General features: G+C 42.7%; 20 protein-coding genes. 3 read left to right on the top strand and 17 right to left on the bottom strand.

Going from position 1 to position 22717, the window contains the following annotated elements:
* Positions 1-2 precede the first annotated feature (2 nt).
* From SNE_RS12450 to SNE_RS10255, 5 genes are all read right to left on the bottom strand, one after another.
* Positions 3-461 carry a hypothetical protein gene (locus SNE_RS12450; protein WP_148259010.1) on the bottom strand — a complete coding sequence of 153 codons (459 nt, stop codon included), beginning with the start codon at positions 459-461 and terminating at the stop codon, positions 3-5.
* A gap of 23 nt (positions 462-484) precedes the next feature.
* A complete protein-coding gene (gene yidD, locus SNE_RS10270; RefSeq protein WP_013944358.1) occupies positions 485-880 on the bottom strand; it encodes a membrane protein insertion efficiency factor YidD in 396 nt (131 codons plus the stop codon).
* Positions 870-1817: a tetratricopeptide repeat protein gene (locus SNE_RS10265; RefSeq protein ID WP_013944357.1), complete on the bottom strand. Its 948-nt coding sequence runs from the start codon at positions 1815-1817 to the stop codon at positions 870-872. Before SNE_RS10265 ends, yidD begins: the two co-directional genes overlap by 11 nt.
* Positions 1818-2161: 344 nt before the next feature.
* Positions 2162-2437 carry a hypothetical protein gene (locus tag SNE_RS10260; RefSeq protein WP_013944356.1) on the bottom strand — a complete coding sequence of 92 codons (276 nt, stop codon included), beginning with the start codon at positions 2435-2437 and terminating at the stop codon, positions 2162-2164.
* Between the two features lie 181 nt (positions 2438-2618).
* Positions 2619-7913 (bottom strand): secretin N-terminal domain-containing protein, encoded by a 5295-nt coding sequence (locus SNE_RS10255; protein ID WP_158307240.1) that lies wholly within the window; start codon positions 7911-7913, stop codon positions 2619-2621.
* 185 nt (positions 7914-8098) lie between these two features.
* On the opposite strand from SNE_RS10255, the gene SNE_RS10250 reads away from it, so the two are divergent.
* From SNE_RS10250 to SNE_RS10240, 3 genes are all read left to right on the top strand, one after another.
* Complete coding sequence (locus SNE_RS10250; protein ID WP_013944352.1) at positions 8099-8986, top strand: amidohydrolase family protein; 888 nt, start codon at positions 8099-8101, stop codon at positions 8984-8986.
* Positions 8987-9090: 104 nt separating this feature from the next.
* Entirely contained in the window at positions 9091-9345 is a 255-nt protein-coding gene (locus tag SNE_RS10245; protein ID WP_013944351.1) for a hypothetical protein, read from the top strand.
* Positions 9342-10049, top strand: coding sequence for a hypothetical protein (locus SNE_RS10240; protein WP_013944350.1), 708 nt, complete (start codon positions 9342-9344; stop codon positions 10047-10049). The genes SNE_RS10245 and SNE_RS10240 overlap by 4 nt, the downstream gene beginning before the upstream one ends.
* Here the strand turns inward: SNE_RS10240 and SNE_RS12445 are convergent.
* From SNE_RS12445 to sctD, 12 genes are all read right to left on the bottom strand, one after another.
* On the bottom strand, positions 10042-11652 hold the full coding sequence (locus SNE_RS12445; RefSeq protein WP_013944349.1) for a serine/threonine-protein kinase: 1611 nt from the start codon (positions 11650-11652) through the stop codon (positions 10042-10044). The genes SNE_RS10240 and SNE_RS12445 overlap by 8 nt on opposite strands.
* 8 nt (positions 11653-11660) lie before the next feature.
* The gene (sctQ, locus tag SNE_RS12440) at positions 11661-12839 is read right to left on the bottom strand and encodes a type III secretion system cytoplasmic ring protein SctQ (RefSeq protein WP_013944348.1); all 1179 of its coding nucleotides are present in this window, start codon (positions 12837-12839) and stop codon (positions 11661-11663) included.
* 46 nt (positions 12840-12885) lie between these two features.
* Positions 12886-13581, bottom strand: coding sequence for a hypothetical protein (locus SNE_RS10225; protein WP_013944347.1), 696 nt, complete (start codon positions 13579-13581; stop codon positions 12886-12888).
* A gap of 163 nt (positions 13582-13744) precedes the next feature.
* Entirely contained in the window at positions 13745-15481 is a 1737-nt protein-coding gene (locus SNE_RS10220) for a hypothetical protein (RefSeq protein ID WP_013944346.1), read from the bottom strand.
* A gap of 2 nt (positions 15482-15483) precedes the next feature.
* A complete protein-coding gene (locus SNE_RS10215; RefSeq protein WP_013944345.1) occupies positions 15484-15981 on the bottom strand; it encodes a hypothetical protein in 498 nt (165 codons plus the stop codon).
* A 5-nt stretch (positions 15982-15986) separates the two neighbouring features.
* Positions 15987-17303: a type III secretion system ATPase SctN gene (gene sctN / locus SNE_RS10210; protein ID WP_013944344.1), complete on the bottom strand. Its 1317-nt coding sequence runs from the start codon at positions 17301-17303 to the stop codon at positions 15987-15989.
* 75 nt (positions 17304-17378) lie between these two features.
* Entirely contained in the window at positions 17379-19157 is a 1779-nt protein-coding gene (locus tag SNE_RS10205) for a hypothetical protein (RefSeq protein ID WP_013944343.1), read from the bottom strand.
* A 64-nt stretch (positions 19158-19221) separates the two neighbouring features.
* Positions 19222-19869, bottom strand: coding sequence for a hypothetical protein (locus SNE_RS10200; RefSeq protein WP_013944342.1), 648 nt, complete (start codon positions 19867-19869; stop codon positions 19222-19224).
* Positions 19870-19873: 4 nt separating this feature from the next.
* Positions 19874-20302, bottom strand: a complete 429-nt coding sequence (locus tag SNE_RS10195) for a CdsG family type III secretion system protein (protein WP_013944341.1) — start codon at positions 20300-20302, stop codon at positions 19874-19876.
* A gap of 84 nt (positions 20303-20386) precedes the next feature.
* Positions 20387-20656: a hypothetical protein gene (locus tag SNE_RS13245; protein ID WP_013944339.1), complete on the bottom strand. Its 270-nt coding sequence runs from the start codon at positions 20654-20656 to the stop codon at positions 20387-20389.
* A gap of 32 nt (positions 20657-20688) precedes the next feature.
* Positions 20689-20916 carry a DUF5398 family protein gene (locus SNE_RS10185; RefSeq protein WP_013944338.1) on the bottom strand — a complete coding sequence of 76 codons (228 nt, stop codon included), beginning with the start codon at positions 20914-20916 and terminating at the stop codon, positions 20689-20691.
* A 33-nt stretch (positions 20917-20949) separates the two neighbouring features.
* Positions 20950-22695 (bottom strand): type III secretion system inner membrane ring subunit SctD, encoded by a 1746-nt coding sequence (gene sctD / locus SNE_RS10180; protein WP_013944337.1) that lies wholly within the window; start codon positions 22693-22695, stop codon positions 20950-20952.
* Positions 22696-22717: the final 22 nt, after the last annotated feature.

The raw sequence follows: 22717 nt of genomic DNA, 5'->3' as shown, positions 1-22717 counted from the left end.
GCTTATACTCCAGGTTTATAACCAAGTGAGATATGAAAATCAAATAGAGGAGGAGGCAAACCGTACTTTGCCCGAAGATTTCCTAGAAAAGGAGCCTCTATTGTGATGAGAAAGATTTCGGAAATATCTTCTCGCGCAGGGTGGACAACTTCGCATTCCTTGAGAGAAAAAGATACTTCCGTCCCACACTCTTCAATTTTTTGAAAGGTGGTCCACTCTTCTGGCATGATGACTGTGATGTGAGCACCTATGAGACCTGGTCCAAAATAAGGAGGCTTAGAAAACCCTTCGCACGGCAAGTGTTGAATCAACTCATGGATATAACGGTCATCAAGATCAACATAGGTGAACCCATCAGGTTCTTGTTTGAGAGTGCCTGAAAGGGGAAAGTGACACTTGATTTCTTCAAGAAACTCGGGGCAAAAGACAATCTCACGGGAATTGATTTTGGAATTTATCATAAGAAAGCTCCCCAATAAAATTGCTAGTAAGTAGGATCCCATTTAAATGTTTCTCCATCGATTGTGATTGTGCGGTAGACCCATTCTTCTTTGTTTTCGCGCAAGAGGCGATCGCACCCCATCACAAACCCTTTGATAAAGCCGTGACGTCGCATGGCGAGGAGCATATAACGGGAACTTGTTGGCCGAAAGTGGCTACGCGGTCCATCAACAGGAGACAGTACATTTTGGTGAAAGAGAATCACTTGCTCAGCTAGTTTAGTCCAGATTCCTTTTGTAGTTGGGACTGAAGGAATCCGACTCTGTCGAGGCACCAGTTCGGCATCTTTTCCCCAGGGTTCTTGATAGCCGATCTCGGCTGATAACGTTGCCGTAGCAACACAAAAGAAAACGATAAGAAATTGTATTTTAAAACCCATATTGCAACATGAGGACAGGAAAAAGTCCGTTCCGGTTGAGTGCTGGATACGCCAAATCCTCGTATACCCGTTCATTATAGAGTTTGGCCGACTCTCCTGCACCATAAATTCCCCCAAAGTACCACCCCGCCTCAAAGCTTGTGGTGATGACACCTGCTGCAATTTCCCCCTTACAAAAAAAGTGGACAGCAGCTGCGATGAAGAGACCATTGAGCAAAAAAGCAGTGACTGCAGATTGCTTTTGTCCAACATAGAGGTAGCCTGCTCCTGGCAGAATCATGTTGAATGTTTGAGCCTTTTTAACAGATTTTTTTTTTGCGTCATATTCAGTAAGAATTTCTGAGAGGTAAGTTTGAGATGGACTTTGTTGAGACTCTTTCTCAAGGGCAATGAGATCCCCTTCAATTAAAATCGTTGCAAGTTCTAATTTTTTTGCTGTCTCGGGATAGTAGCTACGGATTGTCCGTAGTGTATGCTCGGCTTTGAGCTGATCACCTGTTTCGATGTAACATTCGTAGAGGATGACTAGCATGTCGTGGTAAGCAGGAAATGCAATCGTAGTAGTGTAGAGCTTCGAGTGATTGTAAGTTTGAATGGCATCTTGATACCGTTTGCCCAAGTAATAGCACAGAAGCATTTGGTACTGAATTTCAAGTAGACGCTCAGTGTCTTCCTCAGGGAGAAGATATTCCGACCGCTTAAATGTCGTAATAGCGCGATAGAAGTCGAGATCTTGAGCAAATCTTTGCCCTAGAATGTATTCCTTGCCCCAGGCTTCTTTTTTTTCCTCATAGCTGAGCTCAGGAAATGCAGGGGGAAGCTGTTTCAAGTACCGATCTTGCACAGCATAGTTCACCTGAGGCTCAAGCTTATCGGAGACCTTATAGCAAGAGGACACAAAAACCACCAATAAGAGCAAAAGGAGTTTCGATTTCATAAATTCCACAGCAGTAAAAGGGGTGAGAATACTGAAAAATGGAATATGAATCCAGGCCTTTCAATAGGAACGGAGAATGAAAAAGGTTACCTTTGCAATTGCCTAGCTGAAGACGAAGATTTTAATGATATTATTTTTATAATTAAGAGAGTATCAAAATGAGCTTAAGAGATGAATACCACTCAAAAAGCTCAAATGAGCAACTGGCTGTAGATACTACGTTCATCTTCTACTAAGAAGGTGGATGATGCTTCTTTAGATCTATAGGAACTACGTTGTGACGGAGGCGGCGGCAATTGATTAGGTGGACTAGGAGGCAAATTCTCGGGGCCGATTCGTTGTCTTTAATTGAGTTCATTTTCCCATTGCTCCTTATTATCTAACGCAGACGCTGTTGCGTCAATCACGCAGCCAGCACCAGCACCTATTAGCGCAACTCCAGCTACAGGACTAATAGGCATAAGTAAGCATCCTCCTGTGATTTGAGCTACTCCAATCCAAAATTTAAACTTCACTCCACGGGGCTGTGTCCCTCCGCATAGAGTGATTGTCTGATTATCATTTTCATAAGAGAATAAAATACTGTCCTTTTCCAGATGAGTGTATAATTCATTAATCATGTTTAGTAGATTTAGAGGAAATCCTTCATTATATACTCAAACAACTTCAAAAATTGGTTTTGAAGAGCGCGAAAGCATTCAAAATTCTTGAAGAAGCTTTCTTTGGCAATCCTGAATGGGGTTGTTGAAAGGGATCACGGAGTCAGGCAGAAAAAGAGAAAGAATTCTCTTTCCCTACTCTCTAGTAATCATCTGGTGTTTTTACGAGTTCTAGGCCTGCATCGAAGGCTTCGACATTGTCGGTTTGAGCACGATGGAGTTCTTCTTGGTTAGCGGTGATTTCTTTGTAGACATCATAAGATTTAATGATGTGGGGACGGACAAAGATAATGATCGAGTTTTTGTTAGTAAGCGAGTCACTTTGTGAGAAGGCTGCGCCAATGAGGGGAAGTCCTCCTAAGCAAGGGATACTTGTGCGTGTTTGAGAGAGGGTATTGTCAATCTGTCCGCTGATGATTAGGAAGGCTTTGTCAGGAACAGTGACGGAGGTTTGGGTTGTTGTTTTGCTTGTGGCGATACCATTAAGTGTAATGGGGCTAGAGGAGCTGTTATTCGAAATATTTTCAGTAATTTCTTGGTTGATATTGAGAGTAACAGTGTCGTTATCGCCGATTTGTGGAGTAATACTGAGGCTCACTCCCACATCACGGTATTCGAGGTTAGAGTTTGTAACGGTGGTGTTAGTGCCGACATTTTGAACGACCGAGCCTGTATAAGGGAGGTTTTGACCGACAAAAATGCTTGCGTTTTTATTGTCTTGCGTGATGATTTTTTGGTTCAAAGCGATCGTGGAGTCGTTATCTGCTTTGAGGGCATCAACGACAGAACCCAAGGAGAAGTAGGTTTGTCCTTTGTGGAGAATGATATCTCCAATGACTCCAAGATCGAATCCATTGACAAATGGAATCATTTGCCCTGTTGGAGTAGTTGTGGCAGTGATGCTTTGTAACCCGGCGTTAAAGTTTGCTAAAGGATCAGGAGCATTTTGTCCAGGAGGTTGAGGGAATGAACCTGTTCCATAAGCAAATTTGTTGCGATAGACACCTTGAGATCCCCAGCGGAGTCCGAAATTGAGTGTGTTTGCAATGTCGGTTTCAATGACGAGGATCTCGACAAAGACTTGACGTAAGGGGATATCAATGCTCTTGATAAGTTCTTTGAGTTTCGCAAGAGAGTCGCTTTCACCTGTCGAGATGAGAGAGTTTGTCACTTCAATCCACTGGACTGCCTTAATCGCATCGACAAGTCCTTGGTTGACCTTATCACTTTTAATTTTGGATAGGTCGTCACCAATTTTTTGTAAGGCTGATTGAATTTCTCCACCAGAGTGATATTGCAACTTGTAAATGAGGAAGCTCATGTCGGAAATGTTTTCTATCCCTGAGTCTTCTCCCGGAATGCCTGGCGCAGGTGTATCAAAACGCTCGAGGAGTGCGTAAACTTTTTGTGTGTCCTGGTCACTTCCAGTGATGACGATAGAAGAAACTTGTTGCATCCACTTTAAGTTATTGATGGTGTCGAAAAGGAGTGAGTCGTTGACTCCAGATGTGAGAAGGTTTTGCTCAAAGTCACGCAAAATGAGAATGAGTTGCTGCCCAGAAAGGTTCTTGGGCTTATAGATCAAATAACCTGAGGGAGCGCGAACAGGTTGTTCTCCTGCAAGTTCCGAAATATCAAATTTAGCTGCCAACGCTGTTGCTTCTTTGAGATCTTTAGGAGTCCCTGTGAAGATAATGGAGTTCGTTTCTTTGACAAAGCGCATGTTTTGAAGCGTTTGTATGAGTCCAGTATCTGATGATTGAGCGCGTTGAAAGTCGTTTGCTAAGTCGCGCAAGTAACCCATAAGGGCAGGGCCTGAGACATATTTAATCTTGTAGACCGTAAAGGTGGTTTTGCCAACGGTTTTAACATCTTCTTCTTTTTCTTGATCAATAGTGGGAAGAAGGGTTTTTACACCGTTGATCGAAGCTTCGGTTCCTGTAAAGAGAACCGATTTTCCATTAGAGACAAGCTTCGTATTGTTGAGAGTTTTGAGAAGTGCTGGGTCGGCTAAATCTGCTGCTTCCATGTTTTCAGCAAATAATCTGACGTGACGGCGGAGTTCATCAGCTGACATGCTTTTAGGAGTGTAAATAAAGAACTCAGTCGCTTTTTCAGGAGCTTGTTGATGTAGGTCGTATTTTTCAGCAAGTTCTTTGATGGATGCGATCGATTCAGGAGTTCCAGTAAATAAAACGGCTTTGCCACCAGAGGTGATTTGAGAGGTTTTAAGGGTGCGAATTAAGTTAGGATCCGCAAGCCCAGATTCTTTAAGAGTGCTACCAGCATCGGTCATGCGCTGCTGGAATTCCTCAGCCGACAGGTTTTTAGGTTGATAAACGTAGTATTGCGTGGCTTTTTCAGCTTGGATTCCCGAATCGTATGTAGGGATCATGTTTTCTAATCGATCAATGGCGCTTGGAGTTCCGACGTAAGTTACAGAATCACCTGCAGGAGAGAGTTTCGCACTTTCTAAGGCTTCAAGAAGCTGGGGATCATTTAGACCGGCTTCTTGCAATTTACCTGCCACTTGAATCGAGCGTTTTTGAAGATCAACTGCAGAGATCGATTTTGGCTTGTAAACGAAAAAGCTTGTTGTTGCTGGTTTTTCATTATCAAAGGCGGGAACCAATTCCTTTAATCTTGCAACAGCTTCGGGAGTTCCTGTAAATAGAATTGATTTTTCATGCCCAACAATTTTGCCTGATCTTAAAGCAGTGATAAGAGAAGTATTAGGGTTGATAGTGCTTTGCATTTCAGATGCTGCTTGAATTGCCGCTTTTCTGATGTCTTCTGGCGAGCGATTAATTGGTGTGTAGAGATAAATTTTGTTTGCTTGCTCAGCCTCATTTTCTTCATCAATTGTCGGAACCATTGTTTGGAGTTTTGCAATGGCATCAGGTGTTCCTGTAAAAATCACTGTGTTTCCATCAGATGAAACGCGAGCAGAATTGAAGGAGTTGATCAGAGGGGCGTCATGGAGTCCGGACTTTTTCAAGTCAGCCCCGGTTTGAATCATGTTTTTCTGAAACTGCTGCGGATCCATTGAGATTGGTTTGTAAACGAAGAGTTGTGTGGCTTTTGCTCTTGTTGAAGTATCAAAAGTGGGAGCCACTTCTCTCATCTTTTCAATTGCGGTTGGGGTGCCGGTAAACATGACAGCAGTTTTATCGGGGACAAGTCGAGCATTTTGCAGCGAATTGATCAGTGTTTCGTCAACTAGACCACTTGCTTGCATTTCATTTGCGACTTCCTTGATATGTGTTAGGTAATCTGCGGCAGACATGGTCGAAGGGCGGTAAACATAAAATTGAGAGGGTTCTTGAGCAGTTGGAATATCATACTTAGCAATCATTCCTTTGAGCTTAGTCAGAACTGGATCCGTACCGGTTAAGATAAGTGAGTTCGTCTGCTTATTCCAAGTGATGTTGTGGATGGCTTCTATAAGTTGTTTTTCATCAAGGTTACTTCCTTTAAGAGACTTAGCAGTCTGATCGAGCTCTTGCATCACAAAAGAACCAGGCGCTTGTTGCAAGCGGTACACAAAGTACTGCACTTTGTGAGAAGCTTCTACTTCTGCATTTTGCTGTGTATCAATTGCTCCAATAATATCTTTGATGTGATTGATTGTAGTAGGAGTCCCTTGGAAGACAAACGAGTTGGTGTCAGGAATGTACTTAGAGTTATCAATGGCGACAGCAACAGTGCTTCCTTTAGGTAGGGATTTAGCAGTTTTTTGAAGTCCTTGTTCTAAAAATCCTGGCTGGACGTAGGTTACTTTATAGATGTAGAAAGTAGATCCTTGTTCAGCAGGTCCTTTTTGTTGGTCGATTGTATTGAGAAGAGCGTGAACACGATCAAGAGATTGAGGGTCACCTGTAAAGACGAGTGATTGAGTGGAAGGAACCCATTCAGCAGTACTGAGCGCGTGCAAGAAAGCAGGATCAGCAAGGTTCCCAGTTTTTAAACTCTTATCAATATCCTTAATCTGTTTGAGTAGAGCTTCTCCTGAGAGATTTTTGGGAGTGTAAACGTAAAAGTCATTGCTAAGCGGGAGTTGTCCAGATGTTTTTCCTTGATGAATTGGAGTGTCAAAAGTAGGGAGAATTTCTTTAAGACGGCTGATCGAATGGTCATCTCCATAAAATAGGAGAGAGTTATTTTCTTTAATCCACTGCATCGACTCGATCGTTTCAATCAAGTGTGTTGGCGGATGATCGGATTTTTTGATGGTCTGTACAAATTTATCGAGGGAACGGGAGATTTGTTTTTCATCGCCATTTTTAATGGTGTAGAGGTAGAAGCTACTTTTTAGGTATTCAAGCTCTGTGGGTGTATAGGGCACATCGAGTTTCGTAAGAAGGTTTTGAACTTCACTAAGCGTTGCAGGAGTTCCAATGAAAGCAAGCGAGTGGCTTTCACGAATGTAGCGCATGGTGCTTAAGGTTTGGACGAGAGATTGCGATGGAGGACCGAGTTTAGCTAGTCCTGCTTGGACACCTTGAACAGCCTGTTGCAAAACATCGGCAGGCTTGTTTTCAATATGATAGATGAGGATATTGCTTCCAGTGATTGGTCCAGAAAATCTTTGTGTGAGTGAAGGAGGATTATCCAAATCCTCGAAAATCATGATCGATTTTTCAATCAAATAGGGAGTTGAAACGATGAAAATGGTGTTAGTTTGATCTTGAGGGACATAGATGATGGGGTTCCCTTCAGAAATGGGGATGATAATCTGATTTGCTAAGTCGATGAGCGTTTCGGGAGAGTTATTACGTGTGGTGTAAGAGTCGATGTTCAGGGGACTTTTTGCTGCGTCTAGGGTAAGTAAAAGTTTTTGGATCTCTTCGATATTTTGAGTGATGTCGGTAATGATGACATGTCTTGTTTGCGCTGAGACTTCTAAGACAGCATCTTTTGAAAGAAGCGGTGAGATGAGTTGTCCAACAATGGAAGGATTGGTGTTTTTGATTTTAAACACGCGAGTCATGATAGGGGGAATGTGTCCTTCTGCTAACGGAGACTCTTGAGAAACGACAGTTGCAATTTGGCTGACTGTTCCCGACCGAGTGATGAGAAGATTATTCCCCTGTTCAACGACACCAAATCCATTCACTTTAAGAACTTGGATAAGGGCTGACATGACATTGACAAGTGAAGTCGCTTCTTCTGACACGATTGTCACGTTGAATTGCAAATCTTTTTCATCGTAAATGAAGTTGAGATTAGCGATTTTGCTAATGAATTTGATGTACTCAATGATCGAAACATTGTTGAAATTGATGGTGTACCCAGGACCTGTCTCAGGAGGGATAACAGAGCGTTCGGGCTCTGTTGCTTCAGTCATTTCAGGGTCGTTTTTTGGGACAGAATGTAGAGATGAACAGCATACAAAAGAAGTGAGAGTCAGGAGGCGCAGAACTTTACTTTTCATCATGTATTTATGCATTAATCGAAAATTCTTATTTCATATCAAAGATGGGTATTAGTGCGCACCTTTTTTTTCGCAACAAAAAAAGAGATTTGAAAGCTGCAAATTTTTTCCCATCAAAAAAGCGCATGCATGTTAAAAAACCATTAAAACAGTATTGAGATTTTTAGGGTAGTATAAAAGGAGTTAACATGTACAAAGGTGAAATTGTCGATGCTCATATGCATTTGTGGGATCTCGATCACGGGGATTATCCCTGGATAAAAGAGCGTAACCCTTTAATAGAGGTGTTGGTTGGAGATTACAAGAAAATACGAAAGAACTTTCTGATCGACGACTACCTAAAAATGGTGAAACCGCACCATATCACAAAAAGTATCCATCTTGAAGCAAATGCCAATCCCAAAAAAGCACTTCATGAAACGATGTGGCTACAAAAACAAGCCGATACCTATGGTTTCCCACATGGGATTGTGATTCAAACCGATCTTGCATCCAATGATTTAGAAGAAGAATTGAAAGATCATCTTCAATATCCGAATGTGCGAGGTGCGAGGCAAATTTTGTTTCGTGAAGAAGATTCGGATAAGCCCAATCTTCTTCAAGAGTATGGATGGCAAAAAGGGTTAAAGCTTTTAGCTAAGTATGAACTTTCATTTGAACTTGCCCTTTTTGCTCACCAACTTGCCGATGCAACAAAAATCGTGCGTGAGTACTCTGATGTCCGCTTTGTTCTCGAACATCTTGGTTGGCCTCTTGATCTTTCAAAAGAGGGATTTGAGCTGTGGAAAAATCGCCTTGCTCTATTAGCTTCAGAAACCAATGTTCATTTTAAAATCAGTGGGATAAGTTCAGTCTTGAAAACGTCAGATCAAAAAACCATCGAACCGTATCTCTTAACAGCAATAGAACTCTTTGGTGTGGATCGGTGTTTTTTTGGCAGTAACTTCCCACCAGATAGTCTCCATTGTACCTTTGCAGGGTTGTTAGATAGTCTTAAAAGAATTTTTAGCCAGTTTGATGAAAAGACGCAGACGAAACTTTTCTATCAAAATGCCAAAGACTTCTACCAAATTTGACCTTTTGTCATAAGTTGTGGTAAAATTTTTCCTCCACATCAAATGTAGGACTCCTATGAAATGGCTTTTAGCGGGTTTTCTAGCTTTTGGGGCAATTGCCTTAAATGCAGACAGAGGAAAATGAAGAAATTCACCACGTCAAAATTGAGCTCGATCTCTATTGCCCATATAGCAATGAGTTAGAAGCTTTCATTGAGACGATTAAGTCAAGAGAAGATGAGTTCACACTCGATTATCGCGAGTGGGTTTGTAATCTCCGCTATGGGATTGAAAAACTCAATCTCCTCCTTGATTCTGAGCAGATCTATAGAGGAGAAATTCACATAAACCACGATAAAACGGATACTCTTCCCGAATGAAAAAAATCGCTCTATTTTTTCTAACACTTCCATTTTCCCTTTTTGGATGGACTCATTTAGAGCTCGGGGCGGGGAATTATGGGGAGGATGGTCATACCCAAACTTCTCAACAAAAAACAGTGCTGATGGCCCTTTCTTTTGTTTCTGAAAAAGAAAACTATATTGACCTTTTAGAGGAATCGGGAACTGAATATGACCCTCAAGATCAATATGCCGTTCTCTTTTGGACACTAGACAAACTCGTCGAACGTTATGGGGATGAGGGAACTTTCTATGTGAATGATCTTTATCCCGATTATGCCGATTATGCAGCCATGCAACTTGCACTTTATGCGCAACAGCAGGGATATCACCAGATCAACGTGGAAACGCTCTCTGGAGATTATCAAACATTAGAAGGAAGAACTTTTGATTCGGTGCATTTAAAAAATCCTGAAATTTCCCTTTTTTATGAGGGGATCGATGGAGATGAATTTCTCACGTCTCATAAGAAAATTCAAAAAACACGAGAGCTTTTATCCAAGCTTGCAATTCTTTCTGATGAGGGACTTTACCTTTTCATCATCGATTCGTTTCTTCCTGATGAAGAAAAAGTGTTCGGGGAGTTTTACTGGAAGACTGAGGAGTGGGAACCTGTTCCTTATGTCTACCCTGAAGGGATTCGGGTTGATCCCGTTTTTTGCAGTGTCTACTTGATTAAGTGATCCGCTGAATAGTGAGGACCGAGTGAGGGACTTCCTGATTCTGTTTTGCCGTTGCTTTGGTCAGCTCGCTTGAAAGACCTTCAGCTTGCGTTTGCGCAGAAAGCTGCATAAATGAGGGGAGCGCCGTCCGGATTGTCTCTTCGAGTTTTTGGCTTTCTTTTGCTTCGGACAAATCTGTTTGGAAGGAATGGACAATGAGGATATCTCCTTCATTCCAATTCTCTGTTGTTTCGTAAAATCCATGGTGAGGATCTGTACCAAGCAAAGGGTTTTGGTTGGCTAAAAAGCGAGGGGTTTCACTTCCTACTGGGAGGTGAATTAGCGGTTGAAATCCGCAAGAGATGAATGAGAATTGATTGTCTTGGGGCATGAGATGGAGAAGATGGAAGGCAAAGGAAGATTTGTACTCTTGTGCGCAGAACATCGTGTTTAAGCTTGTCATGAAGCTAATCGGTTCAAAGCTCTGATCCTGGGAAGTTTTTGCATCGTGGGTCAAACTGAGAATCATTCCTTTTAAGAGACCAATTTCTCCAAGGGATTCCAGGCGGCTTTCATTGAGTTCGGCAATGAGAATCATATAGGACTTATCGGCAAAGCGGTAAAAATCGTAATAGGTGCCGAGGTCAGCTGCCGGATCATAGTGGGCAAAGCCAATATCAAATGCATTCCACTTAGGGACAGCTTTAGGGAGAAGTTTACGGTGTCCTTGCTCGAGTTGTTCCCAAATTTCTTTAACATCTTGCACCTGATGAGAGTCTCTTTTTATTGCGAGTGTTTTCAGATAGCTTGAAATATCTGTGATGAAGTCGACAATGTCTTGGTACCGCTCTATGGCGGCAGGTTGCAATGCTTTTTCAACAATTTTACGTAGGTTGGTTGGGAGAAGTGAAAGTTGGATCTTTCCGTAGCTGAGCTTGCCGACAATGAGTTCAAAGGTGATGACACCAAGGGAATAGATATCGGTTGCGACAGTGACTTTGAGCGGATCTTTTTTTTGCTCAGGACTCATGTAACTAGGCGTTCCCAAAAACTGACTTTTATAAGAAGGAAGGGGAGGTTTCCGATCATGGGTTAGTTGAGCGATCCCAAAGTCAATGACTTTGACTTGTCCTCCTTCGGTGATCAAAATGTTTTCAGGTTTGAGGTCACGATGAATGACGCCGTGTGTGTGCAGGTGAAGGAGGGCATACGAAACTTGAAGAATAATGTCGAGAGAGCTTTTGATTGAGAGGTTTTGCTGCATGATGAATTGTTTAAGAGAGATTCCTTGAACAAACTCCATTGCGATGTAGAGGCCGCCTTCCCATTTTCCTTGGCCATAGAGCTTTATGATGTTGGGATGATCTGTAAGGCCAATGATTTCAGACTCCTTAAGGAATTGCTGTACCATTTCAGAATGGGTCATGAATTTAGGAGAAAGAACTTTGACAACAAGCGGAAATCCATCAGGATGCATCCCAAGGTAGAGGTAGCTCATTCCCCCTTTACTCAAAAGCGTGTCGATTTTATAGGGACCGATTTTTCCAGATGAAATCGTTGGCTCTCCGTTTCCTTTGGTGAGGTTCGGGAGCGTGCTTTGTTTATAGAATTCTGCATTGTCCATGAGATGGCCTATTGACCAATTTTTGTGATTTTTACGCCAATCACATCTCCAATTTGAACGAGATTTCCTTTAGCCATGCACTTTCCATTGGCAACGAGGCTGACGCCTTGCTCTGGTTTAACATTGAGTTCTAATGTATTGCCAGGCTTAAGTTTGAGAAGTTTATCGAGGTTCATTTTGAGGTGAGCCACTTCAACAGATAAGTGGATGGGAACTTTTTTTGGGGAAATCATTTCTTCAGAGTGAGTTTGCCCCATGTGTTTTGCTGCCATTTCTTCTTCAGGATGTGAAGGGTCTCCTGGCATGCGATGAGCTTCTTCGTACATATGTTCATCATGTTCATCGGTCATCTTGCTTTCCTCATAGTAAAGTGCATAATCGAGGATTTTAACATTCTCATCTTTGAGTTTCACCTGAAAGAGGGGAAGGTGATCAAACATGAGCTGAAAGGTTCCTCTTCCCAAGCTAGGCGAATAGGAACAGTAATCTAGAAAAAGCAAATCGCCTTCATAGAGGTTTTTCCAGTCATCTTGCGAAAGGGTTGTTCGTCCTGCAGACATAGAGAGATCGAGATCGATTTGTTCGTATTTTTCTGAAGGAATCGAAAGGCGCCACTCACCCGTGTAATGCTCGCGAAAAGCTTCGTGGAAAAGGGGAGGACAAACGAGGCGTCCCCATACTGTTTCACTATCTTTTTCAAGTGCGATATCGACACAGTAGGCATCTTCTTTACTCAGAGGCATCTCGACGATTTTTGGAGTGAGGCCTCTAAAAATCTGCAACTGATCGACAAGGTGCAAAGCTTCTAATGTGATGTAGCGAAAGAATCCTTTTTGCAGAAATGGATCGGAAAAGCCTTCTTCTCCTGCTTTGGGATCAATGGCCCAAGAAGAGAGTTTGGTAAAGTCTTCTGTAGGGACAATGAGTGAAAAGCTGCCTTGCAAGGGAGTGAGCTCCATACTAAGCTGCAAGGGAGAACGTCCCATTCCTGTTAAGATAGAAGATCCAGATTTCCATTCAGAAGTGCCAACTGTCATTTTGAACTCTTTTAAATTGAAGTTTTGAGCAAAGACATTGGCAAATTCTTTCCAGGGAAATCCAGGAAATGCTCCCCACATGGGGATTTCTTTAGTCTGTAAAATTGATGTTTCAATTTGTTTGATCCAGCCTTCTGGCGCAACGCTCATGGACCTGTCCTGATAGTTCTTTCCTTTGCAAAATACGTTATTTCAATCAATTTAGGAAGGGATTTCTTTCAATTTTTTCCGTTTTTTGTTCCCCTTTCTTTTCTCCTCTCTCTGTTTGATTGATTTTTCTCAAAGATTCAGGCTTTTCATATTTCGTAAAAGCCGGTGGTAGAAGATTGACTTGAAAATGCTCAAGTTTGGTTTGGAGCGCTTTCAAAAGAGTTGGAAGATGAGCCGTGAGATCATCAACAGCTGTGGTATCCGGACTCATGAGCAAAACATTGAAGCTATGCGGATGGGTGTCATAATGGTCAATTTGAATGACTGTTCCGTGAAATTGTCCATAGGGGTCTGGAAGTTCCAAGATAAGTTCAGTTGTCGAAACCCCATTTTGGCTTTCAATGGAAAGATAATTCTCCATGTGATTGAGCAGCTCTTCCATGGCAGGAGAGAGCTCAGAAATTGCTGAAATTTCTTGTGATTCCTGGCTGACAGATCGGATGTCGGAGCGATTTTCTGCACGTCCTTGCACGTGTTCTGATGATGTTTTGTCTTTTGGGCGTTCTCTACGGAAGTTAGATGTTTGTTTATGTTGGGGAAAATCAAATACAGACCACCTGGGCGCTTGAGGCTTTGCTTCACTCCGATTCATCGCCTCTTTGAACGAACGTTTGGGCTTTTTTTGATTTTCTTGCACTTTTTGGTGCAATGTATTTCCGTCTTTTGAAACTGGAAGAACCATGAATACCTCTCAAATCCATATCAATCTGAGTTCTAGGTTTATTTCACTCATCCTCAGGGATTTTTCTCATCTTTCTCACCCGAAAATAAGCAAAATAAATCCAGAACTCAGGTTACCAATCGAGATCTATGTTGGCATAACTCCTAAGCAAATTGCAAGGGGATTATTTCTTGTTTTTGTCGCCGCCACCGCCTGCAGCACCTTTGCGACGGATGAGAGGTTTTTTTCCTTCAAGGACAGGTTTAAGCAAGTTCACTTCAAATGCATGCTGACTTTGCTTAAACGCTGCAACTAAGTCAGCCATGTTAGCATTGAACACATCAACTGCTTGGGGAGTTCCAACAAGTTGCAAGTTGAAAGCTTGAGGAGCAGTGCTATAGCGTTCTAGGATCACTTGCGCTCCATTGAAAATAGAATTGGGCATATTCAACGTCACTGTTGTGGAAGTGATACCTGAATGTGTTTGCACAAGAATGGTTCCCACCATCTTTTCATAGAGCTCATAAGTTTGGGGTGAGAGTTGGGAGTAATGAGGTGCATCGGTTGGGGGAACAATAGCAGCGAAAGGCTGCTCAAGTGGAGGAAGATTTGCAGTCAGCTCATCAGCATTGATAAAGGGGAAATCGTCTTTCTTTTTATGATCTCCCATCATTCCCATTTCTTCTTCGGGAAGGGAAGGGGTGGCAAAGCCTTCATCTGAAAGGGCTCCAGCTGGTAGAGGAGAGGGTTTACCCATCTTTTGATTTCGAATTTGCTCAGGTGTGTACCGCTCGAATGTGACAGCTGTTTGAGGTCTTGTTCGTGGAGGGGCTTGAGCTGGAATTTCAGTTGAACCCACTACTTCTTTTTTCTGGATTCCTTCTAGAGAGACTCCCCCAGTTTCTTCTTCAGTTGGAGTGGGGACGGTAGTTTTTTCAAGAGGGGGCTTAGCTTCACCTTCCATCGGTGCTTCTAATGGCTGTTCAGCGAGTTTTTCTCCTTTCTCTGCTCCTGTTGGTGCTGGAGCTCCCATAAAAGTTGGCATGACTGATTCTTCTCCAGCTTGAGGAAAAGGCTGCTGAGTCTCTTCACCTTTAGCGACAGGTTGCTTTGGAGCAGCTTCTTCTTTTGTCGAGGTCGGTTGTTTTTCTTCAGGTGTGATCGTTTCAATACGAGGAGCGGGCTTTGCTGGGACTTTCTTTTTAGATTTGAGAGCATCTTTGGTGGGTTGTGAAGCTAAAAGAGAGGTATCTTCTTCTTTCTTTTTTGGGGAACCTTCTTCTTTCCCTTCTTGGCTTGCTTCAGTCGTTGGTTGTGTTTGCGCTTGTTCGGTTGTATAAGCCGTTTGATTGGCGTTTTGTTGCTCACCTAGTTGGTATTGAGGAGTTGCATAATCGGGAAACCCTTCTTCTCCTTGCCCAAATGATGAAGGTTGCTCGGAGGGTTGCGCAGAGGGGGGAGGTTGCTCAGTCGGAGGTTGCTGTTGAGAGGTAGTTTGAGGTTGATAGGGTGAAGGGGCTACTTGCGCTTGAGGTTGTGCAGAGGGCTGCTCTTCTCCGACTTCGACTCCTTCAGTTGAAATCGAGCCAGGCTTTGGTGCGGCTTCTGATGTTTGAGGGGCTGCCCGTTTACGGACTCCACCTCCTTCTGAGTCGAAGAGGCCATCGAGCTCACTTTTGTCTTCCATGAACTCGGCAAAAGAACTGGAGGGGGGAGGAGGAGCTTTTGCTTGGACATCCTCATCTTCATCGCCTTCTTCTTCCCCTTTTTTTAAGCGCCGTTGTTGTCGCTTTTCTGAAGGGTCGACTTCTTCAACTTTGAGAACTTTCTTAAACTTTTCAGGATCAATTTGTTGTTCTTTTTCTGGTTCGGGCCCCATAGAACGCCCAGTCTCACCCCGTTGTTGTGTTGGATCAACCATTTCTATTCACCCTTAAGTTTTCGAATGTTATGCATGGCGCTTCCGATCTCATCAGTTTCGATTGCCATCTGGTGCTCCTCAAGGGCCTTCATTTCTTTGTCCCATTCTTTGCGGTGCATATTGAGTTTTTCGATGTCTTGTTGTTTTTTCACGAGATCTTTGCGAGCCTCTTCTACTTTTTGACGCGCTTCTTCGACCTTTTTAATTTGGTCTTGCACTTTTTTTTCTTTTTGCTTGAGCTCTTCATCGACAACTTTGATGTATTCACGAGCAATTTTAATTTTATCTGAGGTAGTACCTCTGTCCATTTCATCTCGGAGCTGTGTCATTTTATCTTGTTTGTGACGAAACGTTTCGTTTCGCGCTTCTTCAAGCTCTTCTTGTTTTTTCTTTTCTTGCTCAAGCTCTTCTTTTTTTTGCTTTAAAACTTTTTCGGCCTCTTCAAGTCGCCTTTTCTTGATGCGGACGAGTTGTTCAAGAGGATACTGCGGTTGAGCCATGACGTTTACCTAAATAAGGCTTGGAGTTGCTCGAGAGTTTCTTGAAAGGTACACTTTTCATCGACTTTTTGTTTGAGGAAGCGGTTTACCTTATCCACATACTTGATGGCAAAATCGGCTTGCTTATCTGAGCCGGGCTTGTATTCTCCAATCCGAATAAGAAGCTCGTTCTTCTTGTAGTTCGCAAGAACTTCTCGGATCTGACCAATAAGCTTGCGGTGTTCTTCACTCGTAACATTCGGAAGAATCCGGCTCGCAGAACTGAGAATATCGATCGCGGGGTAGTGGTATTGACGAGCAAGTTCGCTTGACAAGATAATATGTCCATCCAAGATCGAGCGGACTTCATCGGCAACCGGCTCGTTCATGTCATCTCCAGCAACGAGAATCGTGTAGAAAGCTGTGATCGAACCTTTGTCTGAGTTGCCTGAGCGCTCGAGAAGCTTTGGTAGTGTCGCGAAAACTGAAGGAGTGTAACCAGCGCGCGCAGGAGGTTCTCCTGCAGCAAGACCAATTTCCCGCAGAGCTCGTGCAAAACGGGTCACAGAGTCCATCATCAGGATGACAGTTTTTCCTTGGTCGCGGAAGTATTCGGCAATAGCTGTTCCCACATAGGCAGCGTTCAAACGAAGTTGCGCTGCTTGATCTGACGTTGAGACGATAATCACAGAACGGGCAACCCCTTCGGGACCGAGGTCATGTTCAATAAATTCTCGCACCTCACGTCCCCGCTCTCCAATCAAGGTGATAACGTTGACATCTGCTTGAGCATAGCGAGCAATCATCCCGAGAGTTGTCGACTTACCGCCTCCAGCAGCCGCAAAAATCCCGATCCTTTGTCCTCGACCAGCTGTCAAAACTCCATCAATCGCACGAATTCCAGTTGAAATCGGCTTATCGATCATTTCTCGTTTTAGTGGATCAGGGGGAGCGTTGAGGACTGAGTAAGTCTCCTCAAGTTCGAGAGGTCCTTTTTCTGCTGTATCGAGAGGGTGACCGAGTCCATCCAAGACCCGTCCTAAAAGATTGGGACCAACTTTGATATGAAGAGGAAGGCGCATAGGGATCACTTCAGATGATGGACCGACGCCTGTCATTTCTCCTAGAGGGGAAAGGTAGACTTCTTCTTTTGTAAACCCAACAACTTCAGCAATGAGGGGATCACCGTCGCGCTTGATGAGGCAAACCTCACCCATTTTGACGTTGGGGACAACGGCTTTGATGAGCATTCCGACAATTTCGGTGATGCGTCCATGAACTGTAGTCAGTTCAATGTCTTCTAGTTGTCCGATAAGCTTATCGAAATCAGGGCCTTCAGCCATAGACAATACTCCTCTCTAACCTCATTGTATCGTATGAGAGAATAAACCCCAAGCTAAAGGGCGAGTGAAGCTAGGCTAAAAGATTCCAAGCCATTTTTTCCGTGTTGGCTTTGCCTTCAAAGGGAGTTCTGTTTGATAATTACTTTTGAAAGCGACGTTAAATGCGACCTGTTGTTCATAGCTGAGCTGTTCCCATAAGTCACCGTTCTCTTCAAATATGCTATGGTATACGCGAATGTTCTCGGTTGGAGTTTTTTCAAGACTATTTGGATCAAAAGCGTAAGGAATCATAGCCAGAGAATTTTCTGAGAAAGCCTTCTTGTTTAGTTTCCATTGCAAGAGAAGAGGTAGTTTTTTCCATGCTGCTTGATCTTTTTGCAGTTGTTGACGCAGTTGTTGTCCTATTTCTTTATAGATGATCGTGTCACAGAGTTCTTGAAAAGTTGGAATTGTGAAATGAATTTCATACGCGGTGGATGTATTGAAGCATTTCTTGCAGATGAGTGCTTGCATTGGAAAAGAAAGACTTTTCCAATCTTCGCTTTTTAAAGCGATAGGAAAGAGCCATAGGAGTTGATTTTCTTTTAAAGCAAACAAATCTATTTTGTTAGTGGGAAGCGGAACTTCTAACATCGAGTAAGCATTAAGTTGTTTTGTCGTCCAAGCTTCATAGGATTTTGTACCAGGAGGCATTAAGTCGAGTTCAAAAAATCTAGCAATAAATGCCTTGTGGACCTTTTGATCTAAACGTGAAGAGTCATAGTGTTTGTGATAATGATGTATCCAAGTTTCGTCAAAATCTGCGACTTCTTTAGGAGTTTGAGGGTGTGTGGGAAATGTATGGTCGAGTTTAAGCTCTTTAAAGCGGAGCTTAAGGGCCTCCTGATTTTTAAAGGAGAACGAAAGCCACCTTTCAATTTTAAGAGCAGACCTGTAAATGTTTCGTATTAGGTGATGATTGGCTTGAGGGATGTCATTTGAGTCCCAATAACATGTTGATAAGATATCACTATTCACCATTTCCCAGCTAAGATTCACATCTAATTTTTTTTCGACATTCGGATTTTTTTCGAAGAAAACTTTTAGCCATTTTTGTTGTTTCGTCGATAATTTTTTTACTTCTGAGGGGGTAGAAGGGATAGGTAGGGGAACATCTTTCATAAATAGATCGAAAGAAGAGTTGTATGTAAGTCCAAGCTGATAAAAGCGGAGCAGGAGCTGCTTTGCAGCAGGGCAATCCTCCGTAAAGATAAAGCCATCGCAATAGTAGAGCTTTTTGACTTCTTCGTCAGTTAACCCAGAGATTTCTTCTTCAGTCGGTGGAGCAGGAAGGATTGTAAGGGTTTTACCCACTAATACAACTTGGTTGTACAAAAGAAGTTGCATCAAAGGCGATAACTTTTGGTAGGATTCATGATCGTTTTCGTATTTTTCATGGAGGGACAAGAGTTGATCGTCTGAGAGCTTTAGAAAAGTTTTCACAGAATTGAAAGGGTTAAAAAGGACTGTTTTCAGTAAGACAGCCATAACCGCTTGCCCAAGAAAACTACTTCCTAGAACGATCGAGATTGTTTCGCTGGTAAGGATTTCTGCAAAGTAGGTATTGAGAAATAATGCTGCAGTGAAAAAAGACGCTGCGATCGAGCAAACAGTTACGATTCCTCTTCTGGTTTTAGTCGATTCATCATCGATGAAACTGCGTCCAGCAGCTGATGTGCCTGCTGTGATCAAACTCACAGTGGCAATTGCTTTAGAAGGAAGTGTCAAATAGCGTGCAGCAATGAGCCCTGCGCCAAGAGAAGCTGCCGTATAGTAAAGATTTTCTTTAGAAATAATGCTTTGCAATTTTCCCATAATAACCTCGTTAAGATTGGAAAGATTATGAGAAAAAAGAAATTTAATTGCAAAGCATAAATGCTTATAACTGAATATTAAACATTGTTTTAATGTCGTCTACAGCTTTACTAAGCAAGACAGAAGAGTATTCAAGCTCTTGTTGGGCTTTCGCCAGCTTCACCTGAATTGTCAGGAGGGCTGCAGGGCTTAGAGATCCCCCATCGGTCTTCATATTTTGGATCATTTCTTGGGTTTTATTGAGCTGGTCTTGTCCATCTGTGATCAATCCAAGAAATTTTGTGACAGGGCTTTGACGCGCGCTTGTTGGTGGAGGATCCCCCACATCAACTCCAGCCTTATCTGCTGCCGAGCGAATGTCTTGGTTTGCGCTTGTCAGTTTGTTGCGCAGCAGATATTTTTGCGACTGCTTGAGATTGAGATTTTTTGTGTGCAATTGATTTTGCAAATCGCCAAGAACAGACGATGTGCTATTCATTTGTCCAACAAGTGTGTCCATTGAAGGGGCTGCAGATGCAGCCATACTTCCCTGGCCGGCTAAATCAAAGGGGGTGATCCCTCCTGACTTACCTGGAGCCTGGCCAGCTTGTTCTCCACCTTCCATATAAGACTTAAAAGACTCGCCTGGTTGTGGCTGTTGCTCTTCACCAGGCTGGATCGATTTCGTGGCTTCGATGTTTGAAGTGATGCGTTCTGGAGCTTGTTCGGCCATAAGTCTACTTTCGTTTTACATCTGCAGGTCCAGGTGTCTTTTTCACAAACTGCTCGACAAAGTCAAGGGTTGTATTCGCCACCTTCTTTACTTGAGAGTCCGAAGAATCTCTTGCTGATTTTTCCAGCAACTGTTCACCTTTTGAGACTTTGTCTGGAGTCAGAGAAAGCGCGATTCCTAGAAATGTCGTAGCCATTTCATTACCTGGATCAATGCGCAGGACCTCTTCAAAGTACTCACAGGCTTGTTTGAGTTCGAGTTTATGCAGGTGCAAATATCCAAACCCAATTTTGATGAGGGGATTTTCTGGCTGCATCAGCTCGCAAGTTTTTAAGAGCTTGACAGCAGAATCTTCATCCGCTTGGTTAATGGCAATGAAACCCGCTTCTAAAAACAAGAAGAAGTCTTCTTCGTATTTTTTTAGATCTTCCATGATTTTTCATTCCTTTTTGCTAAATCTTTCTTTCTTGCCTTATGCCAAACGGAGGCATAAAGCAAAAGCGAAAATACAAGCTTATTAACTTGTTTTCTGGTTTCGTACCGAGTTGTTGATCATTGTGTTGACCTGCGAAATCAGGTTTGAAATCGAATCACCAACCTGTGTCACTTGCGACATTGAGAACTGCAAGAGCAGGAATTTACCGGGTGTTGCAGCGCTAATCGAACTTGCAACGTTACGGACCTGACAGACAACAGCGGCTTGCAGCGCCGAATACTTCTTAATTAAGGTTATAAATGTTAACCTTGTCCCCAATGCTTCCTTGGTCCAGGGATAGTCACCACTCATTAGTCTTTACCTCTCTACTTTCATGAAAAATTTTAAGTCGAAGCTTTCTTTACTACTTTTTCTAATGCGGCATAACCTTGCATGATGATTCCGCATTGGTCAAAATTTTCTGATGCTTTTCCTTCCCTTAGTGCTTCTTTCAACTGCTTTGTTCGTTCTTCACAAATTGTGAGAACTTCTTTTTTTCTTTTGCTGCTTTTGAGTTCTTTTTCAAGATCAAATTCAAAAGGCTTGTTCTTTTTCTTTTCTAATCCAAACATTGGACAAATAACCTCTTGAGTTAGTAGTTACCTTTATTGCTGATTGTAGTTAATCTGATATTTAATGCCATCTTTTTCGAGAAAAATTGAATTTTCTTCGATACTTGTAATTTTCATACCATCTAAAGAGTCACCAGAAGAAAGAATTTTTCCATTGATGACAACATATTGACTCACGTTTCCAAGCTTTGAACTTCCCGTGACTTTATAATTTGATGTAATGTTAATCACATCACTTGTTGGTGAAGTGATGATGACAAAGTTTTTTACCATGCGCACCCCTTTCACCTTTTTAAGCATCTTTATGGCCTCGCTAAAATCAGTTTCGCGATTTGAACCGACGCGGCCAGCTAAAATCAATTCTCCATTTGAAAATTGAAATGTCACATTTAAAAGATTTTTTTCGAGAAGGAGGCTTTGGATTTGTGCTTCCAGTGTATTTTCGACAACGACTTGGTTGTCGAGCTTATCTAAATAAGGAAAGTTCAAATTAATGTATTCTGAGAGTTTCGAAGCTTCTTCAAGGGTTTGTACATAGCCACGCAATACAAAGTGTCCCGGAACAATCGAGGTGAGGTTCACTCCACGCCAGGTAGGGTTTTTTGAAATGAGAGCATTTGTTCCTTCCCAAACAAGCTCGTCGATGATCACATTGTCGTCAATCGAATGAATAAAGTGAAGGGAACGGAGCATGTACATCATTTCTTGATGGTCCACTTCGGTCATGACATGGCCGAGTAAAAAAAGCTTTCCTGAAGAAGGATTAAAAGAGAACTCAACTTCGGGAAAATTTTTGAGCGCTTTACTCACTTCTTGGGATTCGTCGGCAATAGAAATTGTGACAGATTCACTTTTAAATAAGCTAAACACACCGCCTAAAGCAATGATGAGAAGAACTGCGAAGATTCCAGCGAGAATGAGGTGGCGCGTTGGAATCATCATTTTCTTCCAGTCTTTTTTAACCTCGGCTTCTGCGGTTTTAACGACTGCGTCTTCCTTCTCCTCTCTTGAAGGGGGGAGATATTCAAATCCAGCGGATGGAGAAACAATGGTTTCGCGTGTTTGTTCTCGATCGATCACCAAAAACGAAGTGGTTCCAAGTGCGATTAAGTCTTGGGTGCTTAGCTCAGTGGGCTGTTGAATTTCGAGACCGTTAACAAGGACCTTGTTCCGACTTCCCAAATCTCGGATCGTGACTTTGGCTTCAGCAGTCACTGAAATTTCGGCGTGCTGTCTCGAGACACTTAGATCTTGAAAAATGATATCACACGTGTTCGGATCTTTCCCAATCACATACGTAGTGTCTTCATGTAACCCAAACTCGGCGCCAGCGTTTGGTCCTGAAATAATTTTAATGATCCAACGTGCATCAGCGCCTCCAGTAAAAGCGAGAGCATCTAAATCGTCCGATTCTTCATAAATTGTTGGAGTTTCATCTTGCACAGATTCGACTTGCTGCTCAGAAGGAGCTGCAGCAGGATCTTTTTCAGTATAACGAAAAAAGACGCTCCCAATTTGAACAGTGTCACCTTCTTGAAGGAGGGTAGGGGTATCAATTGCTTTTCCGTTTACAGTTGCGGGATTAACAGCACTTAAGTTTTCAATTTGATAACCTTCATCGCTCAAATGAAAAATGACGTGCTTTCGAGAGACCATAGGGTCTTCGATCACTTGAAAACAGACATCGGGATCACGCCCAATGATCCATTCTTCGCCTTCTTCCATTCGGACGACAAGGCCTGCCAAAGGGCCTTCTTCGGCGATAAGAAAACCTGCCATACAACTGTTCCATACCTAAATG

The sequence above is a fragment of the Simkania negevensis Z genome (assembly GCF_000237205.1).
Lineage (GTDB): Bacteria > Chlamydiota > Chlamydiia > Chlamydiales > Simkaniaceae > Simkania > Simkania negevensis.
This window is presented reverse-complemented; position numbering and strand designations above follow the sequence as displayed.

Excerpts from the sequence above, each read along its gene's own strand:
- sctQ (WP_013944348.1), bottom strand. The coding sequence starts at position 12,839 with ATGAGCGTTGCGCCAGAAGGCTGGATCAAACAAATTGAAACATCAATT.
- SNE_RS10265 (WP_013944357.1), bottom strand. The coding sequence starts at position 1,817 with ATGAAATCGAAACTCCTTTTGCTCTTATTGGTGGTTTTTGTGTCCTCT.
- SNE_RS10250 (WP_013944352.1), top strand. The coding sequence starts at position 8,099 with ATGTACAAAGGTGAAATTGTCGATGCTCATATGCATTTGTGGGATCTC.
- yidD (WP_013944358.1), bottom strand. The coding sequence starts at position 880 with ATGGGTTTTAAAATACAATTTCTTATCGTTTTCTTTTGTGTTGCTACG.
- SNE_RS12450 (WP_148259010.1), bottom strand. The coding sequence starts at position 461 with ATGATAAATTCCAAAATCAATTCCCGTGAGATTGTCTTTTGCCCCGAG.
- SNE_RS10245 (WP_013944351.1), top strand. The coding sequence starts at position 9,091 with ATGCAGACAGAGGAAAATGAAGAAATTCACCACGTCAAAATTGAGCTC.
- SNE_RS10260 (WP_013944356.1), bottom strand. The coding sequence starts at position 2,437 with ATGATTAATGAATTATACACTCATCTGGAAAAGGACAGTATTTTATTC.
- sctD (WP_013944337.1), bottom strand. The coding sequence starts at position 22,695 with ATGGCAGGTTTTCTTATCGCCGAAGAAGGCCCTTTGGCAGGCCTTGTC.
- SNE_RS10220 (WP_013944346.1), bottom strand. The coding sequence starts at position 15,481 with ATGGTTGATCCAACACAACAACGGGGTGAGACTGGGCGTTCTATGGGG.
- SNE_RS10255 (WP_158307240.1), bottom strand. The coding sequence starts at position 7,913 with ATGATGAAAAGTAAAGTTCTGCGCCTCCTGACTCTCACTTCTTTTGTA.
- SNE_RS12445 (WP_013944349.1), bottom strand. The coding sequence starts at position 11,652 with ATGGACAATGCAGAATTCTATAAACAAAGCACGCTCCCGAACCTCACC.
- SNE_RS10200 (WP_013944342.1), bottom strand. The coding sequence starts at position 19,869 with ATGGCCGAACAAGCTCCAGAACGCATCACTTCAAACATCGAAGCCACG.
- SNE_RS10205 (WP_013944343.1), bottom strand. The coding sequence starts at position 19,157 with ATGGGAAAATTGCAAAGCATTATTTCTAAAGAAAATCTTTACTATACG.
- SNE_RS10185 (WP_013944338.1), bottom strand. The coding sequence starts at position 20,916 with ATGTTTGGATTAGAAAAGAAAAAGAACAAGCCTTTTGAATTTGATCTT.
- SNE_RS10225 (WP_013944347.1), bottom strand. The coding sequence starts at position 13,581 with ATGGTTCTTCCAGTTTCAAAAGACGGAAATACATTGCACCAAAAAGTG.
- SNE_RS10195 (WP_013944341.1), bottom strand. The coding sequence starts at position 20,302 with ATGGAAGATCTAAAAAAATACGAAGAAGACTTCTTCTTGTTTTTAGAA.
- SNE_RS10240 (WP_013944350.1), top strand. The coding sequence starts at position 9,342 with ATGAAAAAAATCGCTCTATTTTTTCTAACACTTCCATTTTCCCTTTTT.
- sctN (WP_013944344.1), bottom strand. The coding sequence starts at position 17,303 with ATGGCTGAAGGCCCTGATTTCGATAAGCTTATCGGACAACTAGAAGAC.
- SNE_RS10215 (WP_013944345.1), bottom strand. The coding sequence starts at position 15,981 with ATGGCTCAACCGCAGTATCCTCTTGAACAACTCGTCCGCATCAAGAAA.
- SNE_RS13245 (WP_013944339.1), bottom strand. The coding sequence starts at position 20,656 with ATGAGTGGTGACTATCCCTGGACCAAGGAAGCATTGGGGACAAGGTTA.